This is a genomic window from Labrenzia sp. THAF82 (genome assembly GCF_009363435.1).
Taxonomy (GTDB): domain Bacteria; phylum Pseudomonadota; class Alphaproteobacteria; order Rhizobiales; family Stappiaceae; genus Roseibium; species Roseibium porphyridii.
On sequence record NZ_CP045354.1, the window covers coordinates 5932872 to 5951533 of the forward strand.

Below are 18662 nucleotides of genomic sequence, written 5' to 3' on the forward strand. Positions count from 1 at the left end.
TCACCCTCGAAATCTTTTCAGGAACGATCCGAACGCGGAATTCCGCCTCTGGAATTCACGAGCGGCGATCGAGCGCAGGCTTCTCGACCGCTTCAGAAACTCAAGAAAGGCTATCGAATGCAGCGCGTCGGCGTTTTTCGGTCCTGAAGCTGTCGTGCCGTTCCTTGCGGCCTCGACGGCCTCGGCGACGAGTACGGCGATCGAAAGTGACGGATCGTGCGTGCAGTCTTCAAGCCAGGTCATTACGGGAACGGGTACGTTCTCCGGATCGATCTGACTGAAGCTTCTGAGGATGCCGGACCCATAAAAGTACTGCAGGCCGTAATCGTCGTGCGCACCAAAGTCATTGAGAATGAGAGTTGGAACTCCTGCATAAAGGGCTTCGACAGAGACCGTCGAGGACACGGTCAGGCACAGTGACGCCTTCGCCAGAAGCCCGCGCGTGCTTTCCTGTGTCAGCGCCAGATTGGGCGGTACCGAGTTTCCTGACGCAGATGCGACCTCTGAAAAAAGGCTGTCGATAGCATGCCAGGTCCGGTGCAGTGTCGCCTTGTTGCCATTGACGCGTGCCTTAATCAGAATCTGCCGGTCATGGTGCCTGCGTGCCAGCTCAAAGAGTTGCTCCACCAGAAAGCGGCGCTCGTCATAGTGCCTCGGTATCACCGCCTGTTCGAAAAAGACGATCGGACCGCTGACAATCGCGTCCGGCTCCCGATCAATCTTGTCCAGGACAGAGCCGTTGCCGAACAGGCGCGCATTGGACGGATCGATGCCATAGCCTTCGCACATCCGGGCGTACTCGCGCATGTCCCGCCTGCAATTCAGCCACAAGAAGTCCGCGGTAGCCCGGGTCGCGAGGCCGTCGAAGAGGTAGCGCAGGACAAGGCCCGGATACGCACTGATGACAATCGGGCGGCCGTTCCCGAAAGGCGGTAGGAACTGAAACAGTCTACGTGTTGATAGGCCTTCCAGGCAAGCGAGTACGATGTCATATTGAGAAATCGCGCCGCTTTCGCAGAAGTCGATCAGATCGATCTCACCTATCGTCTTGCTAACGCCCAGTTCGGCGACCTGTTCCGGGCTGATCTGCTTTGTCTTGCGCGCCCTGACGAGGGCATAGTCGACTTCAACACCGCATTTCTCGAAGCTCGGCGCGATCAGCCTGGCCGTATTGAGGAACGAGTCGTAACCTGCGAGCGCGAGCATCTTCATCGTGAGTTATCCGACAAGCTCCTCGGAGATCAGGTAATCACACATTTCACGAAGCGCTCCCTTGCCGCCTCCGTTTTTCAGCACGATCCCGGCGACTGCCAGTGCGGTTTCATGTGCATCGGCCGGAGCAAAGGACAGACCGGCTGCTTTCATGCAGTCTATGTCGTTGACGTCATTGCCAATGTAAACGATCTCACTCCATTTCAGTCCCTGCTCCCTGCACCAGGCGTCCAGAACGGGAAGCTTGTCGTCGACCTGGTTCAACACCTCCATCTTGAGCTTTGCGGCCCTGGCCCGGACGACCGGATTGGCTTCCTTTGATAGGATAAGCAGCCTCGTGCCGCGTTTGCGCAGCAGCTCCAGACCGAGCCCGTCGCGCCGGTTGCAGGAGACGGATTCAACGCCGTTCTCGCTCACCTGCACTCTGTCGTCGGTGTGCACGCCGTCGAAATCCGTTACCACGGCGGCGATACTGCCGGGCCTGACGGATGTCCTAGCCGGCTGCTCCCTGACCGACAGAAAGGCCTCGACGAAATCCCAGTCATCCTGATCGTCGATTTCCGCCGCCGGTCCCGGGACGGACACCAGCGCGACCGGTCCGCAGAACCGTTCCTTCCGGTCCAGGAAATCGGCGACGCGCATGGCGTAGATGGCACCGTTTTCGCGGTAGCGCGGTTTCATGTCCTGCCGTCTCTGACGGGGTTTCGTGTGGTCGTGCGTGATGCCTTCCGCGAAGCCGTCGTCACCCTCGTGCCAGATGAACCCGTGGTCTTCAACCACCGAAAGCGCGGCACTCGCACCCTTCGCCACCAGGGTCTCAAGCGCGGTATCGATGTCTTCGGGCCGAGTGAACGGCGACGTGCATTGCAAGAACACCATATGCTCCGGCAACGGACGCCCGTCCTCTCGCAGCCGATCCAGAACGTGCAGAAGGGCACTTTCCGAGCTTGCAGTGCTGCCGCTGAGGTCGTCAGGCCGTTCGACCACCGTCGCTCCGGCCTCGGCCGCGACGCGCGCGATCCCGGCGTCGTCGGTCGACACGTATACGGTTGCGACCTGGCGCGCCTGAAGCGCGGCCTTCACAGTGCGTGCGACAAGCGGCATCCCGAGGAGCGGACGGACGTTCTTGCCGGGCAGGCCGATAGAACCTCCCCGGGCCGGAATGATGGCAATGGCATCCATAGCACTTAAGACACTTGGCGGATGTTCGCCCCGTGTTTTTCCTCGCGCCACTTCAGCTTGTCACGCTGAACCTTTTCGACGTCCAGGAGATCCGACTTCTTGAATTCAAGTGCCTTAGCAACGTTCCGCAGGTCGCGGCACATGCGGCGGAGCCCATCCGGCTCCAGGCTGGCAGCGTGGTCGGTGCCTTTCCATGTCCGGTCAAGCGTGAAGTGGCGTTCGATATACTCGAACTTGCCCTTGCCGTAGCGCTCGTAACCTGCAGCTCCGAGAGCCATAGCGGCAACATCGGCTGCGATACCGAGATGGTGGCCGGAAAAACCGATGGACTTCACGCGGTCACCGAACTTTTCCTGAAGGTTGTTGATTTCCATCAGACAAAGGTCTTCAAACGCGACCGGATAGCCGGACGTGCAGGCATAGACCACGAGGTCCTTGGCACGGCCATGCTTCTCGTAGAAGGCAATCACCTTCTCAATTTCGTCGCGGGTGGTCATACCGGTCGAAACGTGGATTTCACCATCATAATTCTTGCAGAGGAATTCCTGCAAAACGAAGTGCTGATTGGTTGCCGACGGCAACTTGATCAGGTTCGGTTTCAACGAGGCGATTTCCTGCGCAGAGGTCACGTCCCACACTGAGGTGGAATAGTCGATACCGGCAAAGCGGCACTCTTCCTGCAATTCCTTATGCTGACCGACGGAGAATTCTAGAAACTCACGGTGCTCACCGTAGGTGGCGCCGTAGGCATTCTCGGGAACGGGGTGCGGGGTTTTATACTCTTCTGCCGTCAAAAGCTCTCGGTTGTGCCGCTTCTGGAACTTGGCAACATCGGCACCGCAGATTTTACTCGCAACTTGGATCAGTTCCTTGGCGATATCCATATCGCCCTTATGGTTGCAACCGATCTCGGCAATAACCTTTACATCAACCATCTTTGTACCTTCTTAGCCAAACCTTAGACTTGGTTAGCCTGAAAACGCTAGGTTAGGGCCGAGCCTGGAGCCCGAGCCCACTCGATGTTCTCATCCCATATCCCTCCGACAAGAACAAGAGCAGAAAATTTTATTTGTATCCAACTCCAGTTCTGGGCACCGCGTCAATTCGCCAACCTAGGGTTACACATCGGCGGTCGCTATTACGCCTTTGTGACAACAGTTCGATGGCTTCACTAAATGACAGAAACCGCTGCTCCGTATGGTCGAGATAAAAGCTGTAATCCAAATAAGCTCCTGCAAACACTGCTCTAAGGGAAGCTGGCCCACGTCTGTGTGGGGCCGGTACAGCCCGATCTCGGGTCAGACCCCAGCCGCCGTAAAAGGGCATGCCGAAACAGTGGACCTCGCACCCGGCCAGAACCGCTTCGAAACCTAGCTGGCTCGAAACGCAATATACTCTAGAGCAGCCTTCGAGAAGCGCCCATGGATTGACAGGCTCTGGCGTCAATCGCAGACGGCCTTCGCTTTGACAGCGCCTTAGCGCTGTGTCCGAGTTGGCAAGCAACCGCACCAGGTCAGAATTGAAATGGCCGGACTTTCGACCAAGCAACGTCTCTGGGTGCACGCGTAGCAGGATTTCAGCCGACGGATTTTCTGCAGCGGCGACTTTGAGCATTTGCTCGAAACTGCTTGCGTCGGCACCTGCGCCGGGAACAGAGGCGTCCCCAACAGTCTGGTCAATTACTAAAACGCGCTCGCACCGATCAGAGGAGCGAAGCGCGAGACCAGTCAAGTCATTCACCATCGCATGATTATATTTCGATAGTCGACTGGTGCGCAGCGCATCAATCGCTTGCTGGATATCCGAACCGCACTCACTTGACCGGCGCCGATTTATATATGCCTCCATGTCGCTCGGCTGGCGCGAATCATAATAGATTCCGGTCCGATCCATAACCATGCCGACCGGCATTTCTGTATCGCCAGGCTTAATAGACCGCAAAAACCCATCTTCGAAAGCAATATAAGGAATTTGGAGCTGACGCGCAGCGGCCCGGGCTTTAGCAGCGGTAGGCTTGTGCCCCCAACCTGCTATTGCGTCAAGACCCAACCCAAAGGGTAGATGCCGAGTTGCCGTGGCGCTAGTTTTCTGTTCCACCACGTGGCGCAGCCGCCACAAGCCGGATGTCGCAAGGCCGATTTTCATGGTCCCAAGACCTACCTGAGTCGCATGCCTCTGTCTTCGCTTTAAAACGACGTATCGCTAACCCACGTCAGCCAATTTCCATAAGCTTTTGTTTGCAAGCAGTCTTACATCATGGCACAAACCCGCATACTCACCTCATCCAACTCTATTCTATTATCGTTCGTAAAGCTCGAATTGCACCTTGCCCCAAACCATCGGCCTTGATTTCGGCACATCCAACACCGTTGCTGTTCTCGCAGGTGGTCGATCTGCCACAACGCCAGTCCATTTCCGAGATGGCGATAGCACCTTCACCTCACTGCCGACTGTTCTGAGTTTTCTTGACAAGGGTGCGGCGAAGGCGCCGCATGCGGAGGTTGGGCCCTGGGCGATCAGGCAGTTTTTGGAGAGTTTTGGGGATGTGCGGTTTATCCAGTCGCTCAAGACCTTTGCGGCCAGCGCGGCGTTCAAGGGGACGGGGATTTACGGCATACCGTTTGATTTCGAAGCGCTGATGGCAACATTTTTAAAGTGCGCTTTTGAGCGCTCGGGAAACGTTATTGACCCGGCCTCGACCCGGCTTGTCGTCGGGCGGCCGGTAGAGTTTGCAGGCTACAAGCCAGACGATCAGCTTGCCATGGCCAGATACCGGAGAGCTTTTCAGAGACTCGGATTTGAAGACATTCTCTTTGTGATGGAGCCGGTCGGCGCGGCATTTGCCTATGCACAATCGCTTGGCGAGGACACGACCATTCTCGTGGCCGACCTTGGTGGTGGCACGACGGACTATTCCTTGATGCAGTTCGAAACGCAGGCAGGGCACATGAAGGCGACGCCGCTCGGGCGCGGCGGTGTCGGTATCGCCGGCGACACGTTTGACTACCGCATCATCGACAACGTCGTCTTGCCAGAACTTGGCAAAGGGTCAGCCTATAAAAGCATGGGTAAGGTGCTCGAGATCCCGCCAAATCTCTTTTCAAATTTTGCACGCTGGCACATGCTGTCGATCTTCAAGACTTCCGATGATTTCAAGGAAATGAAAAAACTGCTCCGCTGGTGCCTGGAGCCAGACAAAATCGAGTTGTTCATCGATCTTGTCGAGGAAGATCAGGGCTATCCGCTCTATAAGGCCGTTTCAGAAACCAAAGCACAGCTTTCAGAGCAAGACGAGGCCGATCTTTTGTTCACGCCGCTTGGAAGTAATTTCAGGGCACGAATTGCGCGATCGGATTTTGAAAGCTGGATTGCGCCGGATCTAAAGAAAATGGATCTGGTACTGGACAGAACGCTTGAAAGAGCCGGACTTGAAAACAATGACATTGACCGGGTTTTCATGACCGGCGGCACTTCCTTTGTTCCGGCCGTACGACGGCAATTCAGCGAGCGCTTTGGCGCGGACAGGATCTCCGGCGGCAATGAACTTACCTCTGTCGCGAACGGTCTTGCGTTGATCGGAGCGCGCGAAGATGCTTCCGATTGGGCACTGGCCGCGTGATCCCGCCAAGCGCTGGCTCAAAGGTCCGGCGGTGATTTCAAGGTCAGATCAATATCCACTTTGTCGCCGGCACCAACCTTCTCTTTCTTTCGTACGGCTGATTTGACAGGCAAAAGAAAGGATCCGGACGTTTTGTCCGGCCAGATGGTCGTTTGCCAGACGCTTGACCCCAATTGCGCCTTGACCTTGACCATGCCAAAGGCCTTGCCCTTGCCGTGCCCGTTCACAAAACGGATCTGGTCAGCACAGTCCTTTGGCAGCGTCACGAACGTCCAGCCACCCTTGCCCGGGTAGACCCAAAGACATGCGGAAAAGGACAAGCGATCAAGCATGAAACGCTCCGGAAAAAATCCTGATTGTTGTGACTTACAGTTCGCAAGTGGTTTCAAGCTGCGGGAAACTCATCAGTCCACCAGATTGATATCGGCCATCAGATCACCTGCCGTTTCCTGCAGGGCATCGCTCAAGTCAGTTGGATCGAGGCCTGCGGGCAGCCGAAGATCGGCAGACGCCTTGAACAAGGCTTCGCCCTGCATGGAACCTGAGACAACTTCAGTCTCCAGGTTTTCGATGCTGACACCCTTGTCACTCAAAACACTGCTGATGTCGCGCAAAATGCCGGGATGGTCTTGTGAAACCAGATCAAGATGAGCAGATGCTCCCGCAGGCGCGTCATCTCCTGCCTTATCGGAACGCAGCGTGATGTCGATGCCGTCGTCGGATAGCGCTTTGAGCTGGCTGACCAGTTCAGTTGCACTGTCACCGGCAATGGCAACGCGAACAATGCCGGCAAATTCACCTCCAAGACGGGCCATGGAGCTTTCGATCCAGTTGCCGCCCAATCCGGCAATGACCTCGGCCATCCGTTCCACGAGCCCTGGCCGATCTTTTGCGATCACCGTAAATACAAGATGGGTCTGCATGTTCCTAGTGCTCCAGTTCAGCGCCGTGCTCCGGCATCCGGACAATTCCGGAATGCTGAACACAAGCAGCCGGATTGTCCTGATGCCATATGGCGCTCACCGCGGGGAGCCGTCAACTCTCCGCGGTGCGTTTTGATCCATTCACACTCAAGCCCTCAAATCCAGTCAAAGACCAGACTTGAGAGCATCCAGGACCGATCATGACCCCAAACATACGTTTTATCCGAGCGCCCGCCTGAGCATCGGGACGCGTTTGACAATCAGATAGTCCAGTACCAGGACCGTCAGGAGCGTTACGCCAACAAGCGGGAATGCCAACGAGAGAAACAGCATCAGGATCATCGCCCCACGCCAATGCGGCAGGTTTTCAGGTGTTTTGGGCGCAAAAACTCTGAAGGCAGACCCTTTTGGGCGGCGGAGCCACCACATCACAAGTCCACTGACACATAAAAAGATCACCGACAGGCACACAAGCGTGTTGAGTATCAGGTTCCACAGCCCGACAAGGCCCATGTGGAGCGGTATGCCAACTGCCATCGCCTTACCGGCGAGCGAATAGTCGGCGAAGGATACATTTGCCAGAACACGGCCCGTGTATTGATCCACATGGACTGTGCGATCCGAAAAAGGATCTTCGGCATCCGCGCTCATGGTGTCCTGGTTGATTGTCCAGACGCCCGATTCTCCCCCAGGATAGGCGACACGAAAGCGCGCATTGAACCCGATTTCTTCGGCAAGACTGGCGATGCTGTCGATGGTCACCGGAACACCGGGGGCGATCCCGACAATTCCCGCACCAGAGCCCGACGCCGGCATTGGCGTTTGCTCAAGCGCCCAGGGAACATCCGAAATCGCTCCGTGGTTCATCGAGGCATGCGTTTTGTCGGAGAGCGGAACTTCGTTCCATTTTTCAGCTGGAAACGTGTTCCAGGCCTGAACCAGTTTGCCACCCCAGATGCCTGTCCAGGCCATACCGGTGATCAGGAAAAGAACCAAAAGAAGCGAGACGTATATCCCGATACCTTCGTGAAGTATCTTCCAAACCGGGCGACCACGACCCCCAATGACGGGGAGGAGCGCACGCACAAAGGATCTGTCGCGCGGCCACCACAGGTAAAGGCCTGTCACGGTGAGCACGATGGCAAAGCCGGCTGCTATTTCCAGAAGGCGGTCACCTGTCGTTCCGAGAAGAAGATCACTGTGAATGCTGTCGGCAAAATCATACCAGCCATCCCGGCGCACCCAGGTCTCGACAATGCCACCTTGATACGGGTCGACGGCCACCATGGACTGGACACCGTCGGAGTTGATCCTGAAGACGGACACACTTTCAGCGCTCCGGCCTTTCAGCCACTCCACAAGCGTGCTGCCGGGCTGGCTCGCCAAAGCAGCGGCGGCCTGGTCGGATATGGGCATCGGCGTTTCGCCCACCTTTGGCACATGAATGTTTTCGCCATCCCTTCCGTCGAAATAACCGACATACATCATCGTCATTCCGGTGACCGCCAAGGTCATCAGAAAGGGTATGACAAACAGGCCCGCATAAAAGTGCCAGCGCCAGGCGGCCAGGTAAAACCGGCTGGGTGCGGAGGCGTTTCCAGCATCCTCAGTATTGATTGACATGAGAACTCCATAGCGAAGTCGATCACCATTGCTTTCTGCAGGTGCGGCTTCTGGTCAGACTGAATTTTTGATTGAGGAAAGTCGGTCAAACCAATCTGGGAGGCGCTCGCGCACCATGCTGGCCTGTCGAGCTTCTCGTCACCCAAACCATTGTCTGGAAGGGCACATGTTGCTCGGAGTTCCGTGGCGCGTCCCAGCAACCCGCACAAGCATGAAGAAGTGCAAACACACCAGCAACAGCAAAAACACAGTGCTTTAGTGCGTCGTCGTCCGAATCGCTATCGGAGGGGATTTCGGCACCGTTGGCGTCCAGAGTGACAGTTCTCAACCCTTCAGCCGTACAAAGTGTAACGGTGAAGGTGCCATCCACCTGCACTGTGGGCATAAAGCCCTTCGGCAAGAGGGCAACAAAAAGAAAAGGCAGCAGAAGCAGTGTTCTGATCACCTTCATCGAATCCGGGCCTGTTTTCCGGAAACGTTCCACGCCGTCGATGCTCCTCTCTTCACGCAGGTCGATCTCTAGACCAGCGCCCATACGAACACAAACGCAACCTCAACGAACCACAACTTTTGATAGTCGCATCAGCATTTCCGGCCATTTTTCACAAGTTGTCTGTATGCGCCTCAAGATGTCGCTTTCGCGCTTGATCCTCCTGTGGCCCTCCCCTAATGTGCCGCGACCTGACGGCGTCCTTTTGAAGGGACTGAGAGCGATTCCGGATGCGGTTGACCCAAACAGGGGACCAATGCCGGAGCTGTCCAAGGCACAAGCGATGATCCGGTGAAGCGCCGGACCCTTGCGCGTGTTTGCTTTCATCTCCCCAACAGGATTGTCGACGATAACCTGCCTTTTGAGGGGGAGAGAGAGATGTTTCACCGGACCGTTTTAACCGGCCTTACCACCGCGATGTTGCCGACATCTGCGTTTGCACATGGTGGTCACCTTGGCGAACTTGCCGGACACTCCCACTGGGTTGGGGTCGCAGCGATTGCCGGCGCTGCTCTGGTTGCCGGCCTTGTCGCTTTGAAGGACCGCAAGCAAAAGAAATCCGAAGATCCGACTGATGCAGATGTTGAAGACACGAAAACTGCCGGGGAAGCTGCTCAATGAGTGAAAAACTCGGTTTGATGATCTGCGGCCATGGAAGTCGCAACAAAGGCGCGGTCAAGCAGTTTGCCCAGCTGGCTGAAGGGCTAAAGGCGCGTTTTCCAGATTGGCCGGTAGAGTACGGCTACCTGGAATTCGCCAATCCGGTCATCCATGATGGTCTGACCAAGCTGCGCGAACAGGGGTGCACGCATGTTCTGGCGGTTCCAGGAATGCTTTTTGCGGCAGGTCACGCCAAAAATGACATCCCTTCGGTGCTGAACACCTATCAGGCCATGCACCCGGAAATGAAAATTTCCTATGGCCGGGAACTTGCTGTCGATATGCGCATGGTCAAGGCAGCCGGTGCGCGCATCCAGGAAGCCATCGATGCAGCAGAAGGCGACGTGCCGTTGCATGAAACGCTGCTTATGGTGGTAGGTCGCGGTGCATCTGATCCCGATGCAAATTCAAACGTTACCAAGATCACGCGCCTCCTTTGGGAAGGGTTCGGTTTCGGTTGGGCGGAAACCTGTTACTCCGGCGTGACATTTCCCCTTGTCGGGGCCGGTCTCGAACACGCGGCCAAGCTTGGATACAAGCGTATTATCGTCTTCCCGTATTTCCTGTTTACCGGGGTTCTCGTTCAAAGGATCTATTCAAACACGGATGAGGTTGCCGCCAACCATCCGGACATTGAGTTCATCAAGGCTGGATATCTGAACGACCATCCGCAGGTCATTGATACAATGGCGGATCGTGTGCAGGAAATTCTGCAAGGTGCCAATCTGATGAACTGTCAGATGTGCAAATACCGCGAGCAGGTGCTTGGCTTCGAAGCGGAGGTGGGACTGGCGCAAGAAAGCCATCACCACCACGTGGAAGGTCTTGGTGCGGAAGCAGAGTGTCAACTTTGCGATGAAATCTGCACAGGAGCCTGTGAGAAGCAGGTTCGTGCCGCTGGTCATCATCACCATGATCACGGGCATAGTCATGATCACGGGCATGGCCATAGTCACGATCACAGCCACGATCATCATCACCATCCCTATCCTCACGCGGACCATCCGCACGGGCCAAAATCTTTGAACCGAGACGGGTAAGCACAGGGCAGTGAGCACGGATACGAAACCGTCCTACGACTATGAAAAGGACCCTGCAGCGATCTATCGCCAGTCCTTTTCTACAGTGCGTGCGGAGACTGATTTTGCAAGTCTTCCAGAAAACTTGCATCCGGTGGCCATCCGCCTCATCCATGCCTGCGGTATGACGGATCTGCCAAAGGACCTGCGCTGGTCAAGCGGTATTCTGGAGGCTGCGCATTCCGCCATCGCTTCCGCTGCACCGGTGTTCTGTGATGTGGAAATGGTCTCTCACGGCATTATCAAGTCCCGGCTTCCAGACCGGTCAGAGGTGATATGCACATTGAACGATCAACAGGTGCCTCACCTTGCCGGGCAGCTCGGAACGACCAGATCGGCGGCGGCCGTTGAATTATGGCGTGAACGACTGGACGGAGCGATCGTTGCCATCGGCAATGCGCCGACCGCGCTCTTTCACCTGTTGGAACTCATCACTGATGGCGGACCTCGCCCAGCAGCGATTTTGGGGTTCCCGGTTGGTTTTGTCGGCGCTGCAGAATCCAAGGACGCATTGGTCAACAATCCATTTGAGATCCCCTATCTTGCCGTTGCCGGCCGGCGCGGCGGTTCGGCGATGGCTGCGGCAGCGGTAAACGCGCTTGTGGCCGGTCTCCCGGAGGAAGACTGACTTGAGCGACGAAATCGGAAAACCCAAATTCAGATCGGTTGGGACAAAAGAGCCAATGCGCTCTCGCGGGTTTCTCTCTCGACCCGGCGGTACCGCAGCGCTATTCCCAAACAAAGGCTCGGGCACAAGCGAGGCAACCTCGGCTGAAAAGCAGCATCACCGATCCAGAGGTGGCCGCAAGGTTGTGCTTCCGCAAGACGGAAAACCAAAGGATCTATCCGTAAGGCCCTCTATAAAACCGTACAGCCTGAAGGAAGAAGAATGACTTCCTGGCTAACCCTGATTGGCATAGGCGAAGACGGTGCGCTGGCTCCAGGTGGGCGGGATGCACTCGATCAGGCTGACCTCGTTTACGGAGGCAAGCGTCATCTGGCGCTGGCAAACGTCCCGGCTGGTGCTGAGGCGAAGTCCTGGCCCAGCCCGTTCGCAGGCGTCTATGAGGACCTGAAGCAGCAATCCGGCAAAAAAGTTGCTGTTCTCGCAAGCGGAGATCCGATGTGGTTCGGCATTGGCGCTTCGCTTCTAAGGCACTTTTCAGCGGATGAAATGAGGGTCTTGCCTTCTCTTTCCGCCTTCCAACTGGCGGCCGCGCGAAAGGGCTGGTCTCTTCAGGAAACAGAATGTCTGTCGGTACACGGCCGGCCTGTCGACTTGGTACGGGCAGCCCTTTATCCGGGGGCTCGGATCCTGCTTCTGACCAGCAATAGCGACACGCCACGCCAGGTCGCCGACATTTTGGCGGATGAAGGCTATGGACGTACAAAGCTGACGGTTCTGGAGCATCTTGGCGGTGAAAAGGAGCGCATCGTGCATGGGACGGTGGAAGACTGGTCATACACGGTTGCGGACCTTCACACGCTCGCGCTCGACGTCGTCGCCGACCCGAACTCAAGGTTCCGTGGTCGGACAGCCGGCCTTGCCGACGACGCCTTTCGACACGACGGAAAGATGACCAAGCAGGACATCCGTGCAGTGACGCTTGCTGAATTGAAACCCTTTCCGGGCGCTCTCCTCTGGGATATCGGCGCGGGTTGCGGATCGGTTGCCATTGAGTGGTTGCGCGCAGCTGATCGCACGCAAGCCATTGGGCTGGAACCAAATGCCGACCGGCGCCAAATGGCTGCGGACAATGCGCTTGCACTCGGCGTACCGCATCTTGAGCTCAAAGATGCATCTGCGCCGGATGGACTTGCCGATTTGCCTGAACCTGATGCTGTTTTCATCGGCGGGGGTCTCTCAACTCCCGGCACTGTTACAGCTGCCATGGCTGCGTTGAAAACTGGCGGACAGCTTGTGGCCAACGCGGTCACCCTTGAAAGCGAAGCCGTGCTACTTGAAGCATATCGAACGCTTGGAGGAGCCTTGAAACGGCTTTCCGTACAGAAGGCAAGCGCAGTGGGCGGCCTGACAGGGTGGCGCCCGCAGATGACCGTAACCCAGTGGAGTGTCACCAAGTCATGAGCGGCAAGCTTTATGGCGTCGGCCTCGGCCCAGGGGATCCGGAGCTGATGACCCTCAAGGCGCATCGATTGATCACGTCGGCGAAGGTGGTGGCCTATCCAGCCCCAGATTCTGGAACAAGTTTCGCACGTTCAATCGCCGATGGCCTGATCGGCAACGAGGCGCGGGAAATCCCGATCATTGTGCCCATGCGCGTGGACCGGTTTCCCGCCAAGGAAATATATGACAAGGCCTCTGCAGACATTGCCGAAGTGCTTGAGAGTGGCCTGGATGTTGTCACCCTTTGTGAAGGCGACCCGTTTTTCTTCGGATCGTTCATGTATCTTTTTGAACGTTTGGCAGATCGGTTCGAGGTTGAAATCGTGCCAGGGGTCACATCACTGACAACCTGTGCGGCACAGCTCGGACGCCCGCTAACATCGCGAAACGACGTTCTGACCATCATCCCAGGACCCCTTCCCGACAATGAGATCCGTCGCAAGGTCGAAGAGGCCCAGGCTGTCGCCATCATGAAGGTCGGGCGACATCTGGCACGATTGAAGGCGCTTTTGTCCGAAATGGGGTTGCTCGATCGCGCCGGCTATGTGGAACGCGCCAGCCTTCCCGAACAAAAGGTTCACCGCCTTGTTGACCTAGAGGCGGAAACTGCACCCTATTTTTCCATGATCCTTATCTACAAGGGAGACGAAGCGTGGACGCTTCCCCCATCCTTCTCGTCCTGAACGAGACCGGCTTTGAAACGGCACAAGACGTTGCCAAGCGGTTTTCGACTGCGCGCATTCACGGTCTGGCCGGCCGTGTGCCGATAGCCGATACCCAGTTCAACGAAACGATCGAGCACATTCAGCTCCTGTTCAAGGCTGGCCATCCGATCGTCGGCTTCTGCGCGAGCGGGATCCTGATACGCGCGCTGGCTCCGGTTCTCTCGGACAAGACATCAGAACCTCCAGTCATCGCCATTTCAGAGGACGGTTCAAGCATTGTGCCGCTGCTCGGCGGTCACAGGGGCGCCAACGAGCTGGCCCGTGTGTTGGCCCGTGGGCTTCGCGGCCATGCGGCGATCACAACCGCCGGCGATCTTAAGCTTGGCGTCGCGCTTGATGCTCCTCCTTCCGGCTGGCGGCTGATCAACCCCGAAGATGCCAAACCGGTCATGGCCGAGCTTATCTCAGGCGCGTCGGTCCGCCTGGAAGGCAATGCGGATTGGTTGTCAGAAGCCGACCTTGTGCACTCTGACGACGCGGCCATTTCCCTCGTTGCCAGTGAGCAACCGGAGGTCAGCGGACCGACCCGGTTGGTCTACCATCCACAGAAGTTCGCCGTCGGCGTCGGCTGTGCAAGAGGATGTGCCAACCAGGAATTGATCGACCTTGTCGAGACACAACTCGCAGAAGCCAAAATCGCCCCCGGAGCCGTTGCATGTGTTGCAACAATTGACCTGAAGGCCGATGAGACTGCCGTCAATGACCTGGCCGATCATCTCGGTGTGCCAGTGCGACTTTTTTCCGCCGTGGAACTGCAGCGTGAAACGCCTCGGCTGAAAAACCCCTCAAATGTGGTCTTCGATGAGGTGGGTTGTTATGGCGTTGCGGAAGGTGGCGCGCTTGCGGCGGCCGGTCCCTTCGCTGCACTGACGGTTGAAAAGCAGAAAACCGAAAATGCGACCTGCGCCATTGCCAGATCTCCAAAGGCAATCGACACGTCGGCCGTGGGTCAGGCAAGAGGGCACCTGTCGGTGATCGGCATCGGACCCGGCAAGGATGATTGGCGCACACCGCAGGCAACCAAACTGCTGTCCGAGGCATCGGACGTCGTCGGGTATTCGCTGTACCTCGACATTGTCGAAAAACACATCACCGGCAAGACTCATCACAATTTTCCGCTTGGTGCAGAAGAAGACAGGGTTCGGTTCGCACTTGAGGAAGCCGGCAAAGGCAAGAATGTCGCGCTGATTTCTTCCGGCGATGCCGGCATCTACGCGATGGGAACGCTTGTCTACGAATTGCTGCATCGAAACCAGGAATTCGGCGGTGTTTCCGATGCGGCAAAACGCGTTACGATCACCAATGCGCCGGGCATTTCGGCATTGCAGGCATGTTCGGCGTTGATCGGCGCTCCGCTCGGTCACGACTTTTGCGCAATTTCCCTGTCCGATCTGCTGACCCCCTGGGAAGTCATTGAAAAACGTCTTAAGGCCGCCGCTGAAGGCGACTTCGTGATCGCATTCTACAACCCGGTGTCACAGCGCAGACGTACCCAACTCGCTATGGCCAAAGAGATTCTGCTGGAGCATCGTTCGGGTGCCACACCGGTCATTCTCGGCGTCAATCTCGGCCGCCCGGATGAGACGATCAGAGTGCTTTCGCTGGAAGCACTTTCCGTTGACGATGTTGATATGCTGACGACGGTGCTCGTCGGCTCTTCAACGACCCGCTCGGTGTTGCGCGGCGACGGCCATCCCTTCGTCTATACCCCGCGCGGCTACTCCAAACGCATAGATGCTCCAAAGCCGACCGATGTATCTCAAGATACGTCATCCCCAGCAGACGACAGCTCACACGAAACTGAAGCGGAAAACCAGGCATGACTGTTCATTTTGTCGGCGCCGGTCCGGGCGATCCGGACCTCATCACGGTTAGAGGACTGAGGCTCATCCAGTCTTGTCCGGTCTGCCTCTATGCCGGATCTCTGGTCCCTGAACAGATTGTTGCAGCAGCTCCAGAGGATGCTCGGGTCGTTGATACCGCGCCGTTGACGCTTGACGAGATCATCGAGGAAATCAAGTCTGCCCATGACAAAGGCCTGGATGTCGCCCGCGTCCATTCCGGAGACCCGTCCATTTATGGCGCAACCGCTGAGCAAATGCGACGTCTTGATGCCCTTGGCATTGATTATGATGTGACGCCGGGCGTACCAGCCTTTGCGGCAGCCGCGGCAGCCCTAAAGACTGAACTGACAATACCAGAGGTGGCGCAGACAGTTATTGTCACCAGAACGGCCATGCAGTCGTCCGCCATGCCGAACAATGAGGATCTGGACACGCTTGGCCGAAGCGGTGCCACACTCGCAATCCATCTCTCTGTCAGAAATCTGCGCGAGATCGAGCGGCAATTGACACCACACTACGGTCCGGATTGCCCTGTGATTGTCGCCTTCCGCGTCGGATGGCCGGATGAGAGCTTCATTCATGGAACCTTGTCGACCATTGCAGGAAAGGTCCGGGCCTCCAAAATTACCCGAACCGCCCTGATATTTGTCGGTCATGCCTTAAAGCCGGGTGAGGACTTCCGCGACAGCGCGCTCTATGACGCCGATCATGTTCACGTTTTGAGGCCCAAGAAGAAGGCCAAGGCGTGAAGCACTTGCAATGTCCGATTTGGCTCTGGCCGTTGTTTGAGTTTTTCGGCATCTGTTGCTTCACGCCGACCGATGGGGCCGTTCTGGCCTAGTCTCGCAAACTTGTCGCAAAAGGTATATGATCATAATCATATGCTTGTGAGGTGTTCTGTTGATGAGTGGCCAAGAAGACATACGCGCGGCGTTTGACGCCGCCGGATTGCAAGCCACTGATGTCGCATTGAAAAAACACAACTTTCTTTTTCGAACAGGCGATCAGGTCAAGCGTATGTTCTTTGTACGGACGGGCCGACTGGTCATGGTTCGTATCCTTGAAAGCGGCCAGGAACTCGTCGTACAGCGCGCCGACCCCGGCGACCTCTTCGCAGAGGCGTCCCTTTTTTCAGACCGTTACCATTGCGATGCCGTTGGTGAAACGGACGTTCGTTGCACGGCTTATGACAAGGCTGCTGTGCTGGAAGCACTCAATGATCCAGCCATGGCGATGCTGATGCTGAAAGCCTACTCGATTCAGATCCGCGGCCTGCGCAATCAGATCGAGCTGCGCAACATCAAACGTGCCGACGACAGGGTTTATTCCTATCTTCAATCTTTACCACCCGATGCGAAGGGCTGGCGCGATCCGCATCTTTCCTGGAAAGACATTTCCCGGACACTCGGGCTGTCGCACGAGGCCTGTTATCGTGCACTCGCATTGCTCGACAAAAGCAAGCGGATCGAACGGGAAGAAAACCGCTGCCGTCTCATCTGACAGCCTGAATGGTCTCCTAGATGTGTCAGCTGCGGAAGCGGCCGAAGAAGAGCTTTTGGTAAGGCAATCGTTTTGTCTAGCTCGCGCTGTTCAACTGCAATGGCTCAGCGTTGGAGATAGAAGGAGCAGCCGATCGGCTTCGTGACAACGCTTCCTCGCTCTCGTAATTTTCACCCCAATATTCAGCGACGCTTGGCCCATTTTTGATGCGCTTGTCACGAAACAGGAACCCGAGCACCTCGTGTATCCACACCCTTCGACCCATTGCATAGTACCATTTGTGGGCGTGCCTGAGCTTTGGATCGCGCATTGACCAAAGCCGCCAAAGCGCACGTGGACGGGATTGCACGATGAATTCGATTGCCTTCACCCAAAGAAACACCCGCCAGGGCGGTACATGCCGTGTGGCAAGGACCTGGTGTTTATAGTCCCACTTGCGCTGATCCAACTGGATGACCCGGCGGTGCCGGATATCGCCAAACAGAGGTGTCCAGCGATGCGGCGTCACGTAAAGCGATTGGATCTGATCCGGGTCATAGCTGAGCAGTAAACGAAGAACCCGCCAGTAGTCCCGATCCCGTTCCTCTTCAAAACCGACCACCCAGGTTGCGAGGGACAGCATGCCGTGCTGCCGCATGAGCCGGATCGCTTCACGATCCGTACTGGGTGTCGCGCCTTTGCGGATCTTGGCAAGAACCTTCTCATCCGTGTGCTCCATGCCCATCAGGAACCGTTCCACGCCCGCTTTCTTGTAAAGATGAAGATGGTCGCGATCACGAACAATATCGTCTGCTCTCGTTGAGCCAACCAAAGTGATTTCAACATTCTCCGAGATGACCGCCTCCAGAAACCGTTTCCACATTTTCTTCGAGGACGTTGGGTTTTCGTCGGCAAAATTGAAAACCTCGATGCCATACTTGCGATGAAGCCAGGCCAATTCGGCTGCAAAAACCTCCGGGTTACGATGGCGCCACTGTGTCCAGAACCCGCGCTGGCCACAATAGGTACAAGGATGTGGGCACCCCCTTGAAAACTGGACGACCACCGCGCGCTTTCCACCCCAGTAGGAATAGCGATCAAAGTCGATCAGTTCCCATGCGATCCGGTAGGCGTCGAGGTCTCGAATCATCGGCTGCGGCGGTGTTGAGACAACCTTCCCTTCGGCTCGAAACGCTATGCCTCTTATGCCGGCAATCGGTTGGTTTCGACCAAGAGCATTGACGAGCTGTCGGCAGGTTTCCTCGCCCTCGCCCCTGACCAGAATGTCGAACTCTGGTGCTTCGCGCAGAATGTCCCGCCAGTGATAAGTCGGGAAAACACCCCCATAGATGACCAGCAGCCCCGGGCAGCACTCTTTGGCACGCCTTGCAATTTCGGAACTTGTCGGATGGGCGGACGTTGACCCGGAATGGCCGAGTAACAGAGCTTCGCAACCTGACTTTTCTATTGCGGAAACGATGTCAGAAATCGGCAATGGACCGAATTCCGCATCCAGAAAATCTACTTCATGATCATCGTCGATCAGGGGCCCTGCGATGGAAAGAAGTCCAAGCGGCGGCAGATGGTCATCAGGTATACGGCTGCCGATGGCCGTATGCGGCGGATTGACGATGAGCACTTTCATGTAACCGGTTCTCCATTGCGCCCCGTGCCATCAGGCGCATCCGGTCTTGCAGA

At 56.6% G+C, this 18662-nt stretch carries 18 protein-coding genes; 9 read left to right on the forward strand and 9 right to left on the reverse strand.

Annotated features, from left to right (window positions below):
• From FIV00_RS27265 to FIV00_RS27280, 4 genes are all read right to left on the reverse strand, one after another.
• Positions 1 to 1212, reverse strand: a complete 1212-nt coding sequence (locus FIV00_RS27265) for a DUF6716 putative glycosyltransferase (protein WP_152503652.1) — start codon at positions 1210 to 1212, stop codon at positions 1 to 3.
• A 6-nt stretch (positions 1213 to 1218) separates the two neighbouring features.
• On the reverse strand, positions 1219 to 2394 hold the full coding sequence (locus FIV00_RS27270; RefSeq protein WP_152503653.1) for an acylneuraminate cytidylyltransferase: 1176 nt from the start codon (positions 2392 to 2394) through the stop codon (positions 1219 to 1221).
• A 5-nt stretch (positions 2395 to 2399) separates the two neighbouring features.
• Entirely contained in the window at positions 2400 to 3329 is a 930-nt protein-coding gene (locus tag FIV00_RS27275) for an N-acetylneuraminate synthase family protein (RefSeq protein WP_152503654.1), read from the reverse strand.
• 130 nt (positions 3330 to 3459) lie between these two features.
• Positions 3460 to 4539 carry a hypothetical protein gene (locus tag FIV00_RS27280; RefSeq protein ID WP_152503655.1) on the reverse strand — a complete coding sequence of 360 codons (1080 nt, stop codon included), beginning with the start codon at positions 4537 to 4539 and terminating at the stop codon, positions 3460 to 3462.
• A gap of 181 nt (positions 4540 to 4720) precedes the next feature.
• Here FIV00_RS27280 and FIV00_RS27285 point away from each other — a divergent pair, with 181 nt between their 5' ends.
• On the forward strand, positions 4721 to 6013 hold the full coding sequence (locus FIV00_RS27285) for an Hsp70 family protein (protein ID WP_152503656.1): 1293 nt from the start codon (positions 4721 to 4723) through the stop codon (positions 6011 to 6013).
• A 17-nt stretch (positions 6014 to 6030) separates the two neighbouring features.
• On the opposite strand, the gene FIV00_RS27290 is transcribed toward FIV00_RS27285, so the two are convergent.
• The 4 genes from FIV00_RS27290 to FIV00_RS27305 all read right to left on the reverse strand — a co-directional run bounded on the left by FIV00_RS27290 (position 6031) and on the right by FIV00_RS27305 (position 9094).
• Positions 6031 to 6345: a DUF1905 domain-containing protein gene (locus FIV00_RS27290; RefSeq protein WP_152503657.1), complete on the reverse strand. Its 315-nt coding sequence runs from the start codon at positions 6343 to 6345 to the stop codon at positions 6031 to 6033.
• A gap of 72 nt (positions 6346 to 6417) precedes the next feature.
• On the reverse strand, positions 6418 to 6936 hold the full coding sequence (locus FIV00_RS27295) for a glycine cleavage system protein R (RefSeq protein ID WP_152503658.1): 519 nt from the start codon (positions 6934 to 6936) through the stop codon (positions 6418 to 6420).
• Positions 6937 to 7155: 219 nt separating this feature from the next.
• A complete protein-coding gene (locus tag FIV00_RS27300; RefSeq protein WP_152503659.1) occupies positions 7156 to 8559 on the reverse strand; it encodes a PepSY domain-containing protein in 1404 nt (467 codons plus the stop codon).
• Between the two features lie 85 nt (positions 8560 to 8644).
• Entirely contained in the window at positions 8645 to 9094 is a 450-nt protein-coding gene (locus FIV00_RS27305) for a hypothetical protein (protein ID WP_152503660.1), read from the reverse strand.
• Between the two features lie 333 nt (positions 9095 to 9427).
• On the opposite strand from FIV00_RS27305, the gene FIV00_RS27310 reads away from it, so the two are divergent.
• The 8 genes from FIV00_RS27310 (at position 9428) to FIV00_RS27345 (ending at position 16985) form a co-directional block, all read left to right on the forward strand.
• A complete protein-coding gene (locus tag FIV00_RS27310; RefSeq protein WP_152503661.1) occupies positions 9428 to 9670 on the forward strand; it encodes a DUF6732 family protein in 243 nt (80 codons plus the stop codon).
• Positions 9667 to 10749 (forward strand): sirohydrochlorin chelatase, encoded by a 1083-nt coding sequence (locus FIV00_RS27315; protein WP_152503662.1) that lies wholly within the window; start codon positions 9667 to 9669, stop codon positions 10747 to 10749. Before FIV00_RS27310 ends, FIV00_RS27315 begins: the two co-directional genes overlap by 4 nt.
• A gap of 10 nt (positions 10750 to 10759) precedes the next feature.
• Positions 10760 to 11416, forward strand: a complete 657-nt coding sequence (locus FIV00_RS27320; protein ID WP_152503663.1) for a precorrin-8X methylmutase — start codon at positions 10760 to 10762, stop codon at positions 11414 to 11416.
• A 261-nt stretch (positions 11417 to 11677) separates the two neighbouring features.
• Positions 11678 to 12877: a precorrin-6y C5,15-methyltransferase (decarboxylating) subunit CbiE gene (gene cbiE / locus FIV00_RS27325; RefSeq protein ID WP_152503664.1), complete on the forward strand. Its 1200-nt coding sequence runs from the start codon at positions 11678 to 11680 to the stop codon at positions 12875 to 12877.
• Entirely contained in the window at positions 12874 to 13599 is a 726-nt protein-coding gene (gene cobI / locus FIV00_RS27330) for a precorrin-2 C(20)-methyltransferase (RefSeq protein ID WP_173006186.1), read from the forward strand. Before cbiE ends, cobI begins: the two co-directional genes overlap by 4 nt.
• Entirely contained in the window at positions 13569 to 15464 is a 1896-nt protein-coding gene (gene cobJ, locus FIV00_RS27335) for a precorrin-3B C(17)-methyltransferase (RefSeq protein WP_152503665.1), read from the forward strand. The genes cobI and cobJ overlap by 31 nt, the downstream gene beginning before the upstream one ends.
• Entirely contained in the window at positions 15461 to 16234 is a 774-nt protein-coding gene (gene cobM, locus FIV00_RS27340) for a precorrin-4 C(11)-methyltransferase (RefSeq protein ID WP_152503666.1), read from the forward strand. The genes cobJ and cobM overlap by 4 nt, the downstream gene beginning before the upstream one ends.
• Before the next feature lie 154 nt (positions 16235 to 16388).
• Positions 16389 to 16985: a Crp/Fnr family transcriptional regulator gene (locus tag FIV00_RS27345; RefSeq protein WP_152503667.1), complete on the forward strand. Its 597-nt coding sequence runs from the start codon at positions 16389 to 16391 to the stop codon at positions 16983 to 16985.
• A gap of 76 nt (positions 16986 to 17061) precedes the next feature.
• Here FIV00_RS27345 and bchE read toward each other — a convergent pair whose 3' ends face one another.
• Positions 17062 to 18609: a magnesium-protoporphyrin IX monomethyl ester anaerobic oxidative cyclase gene (gene bchE / locus FIV00_RS27350; RefSeq protein ID WP_152503668.1), complete on the reverse strand. Its 1548-nt coding sequence runs from the start codon at positions 18607 to 18609 to the stop codon at positions 17062 to 17064.
• Positions 18610 to 18662 lie beyond the last annotated feature (53 nt).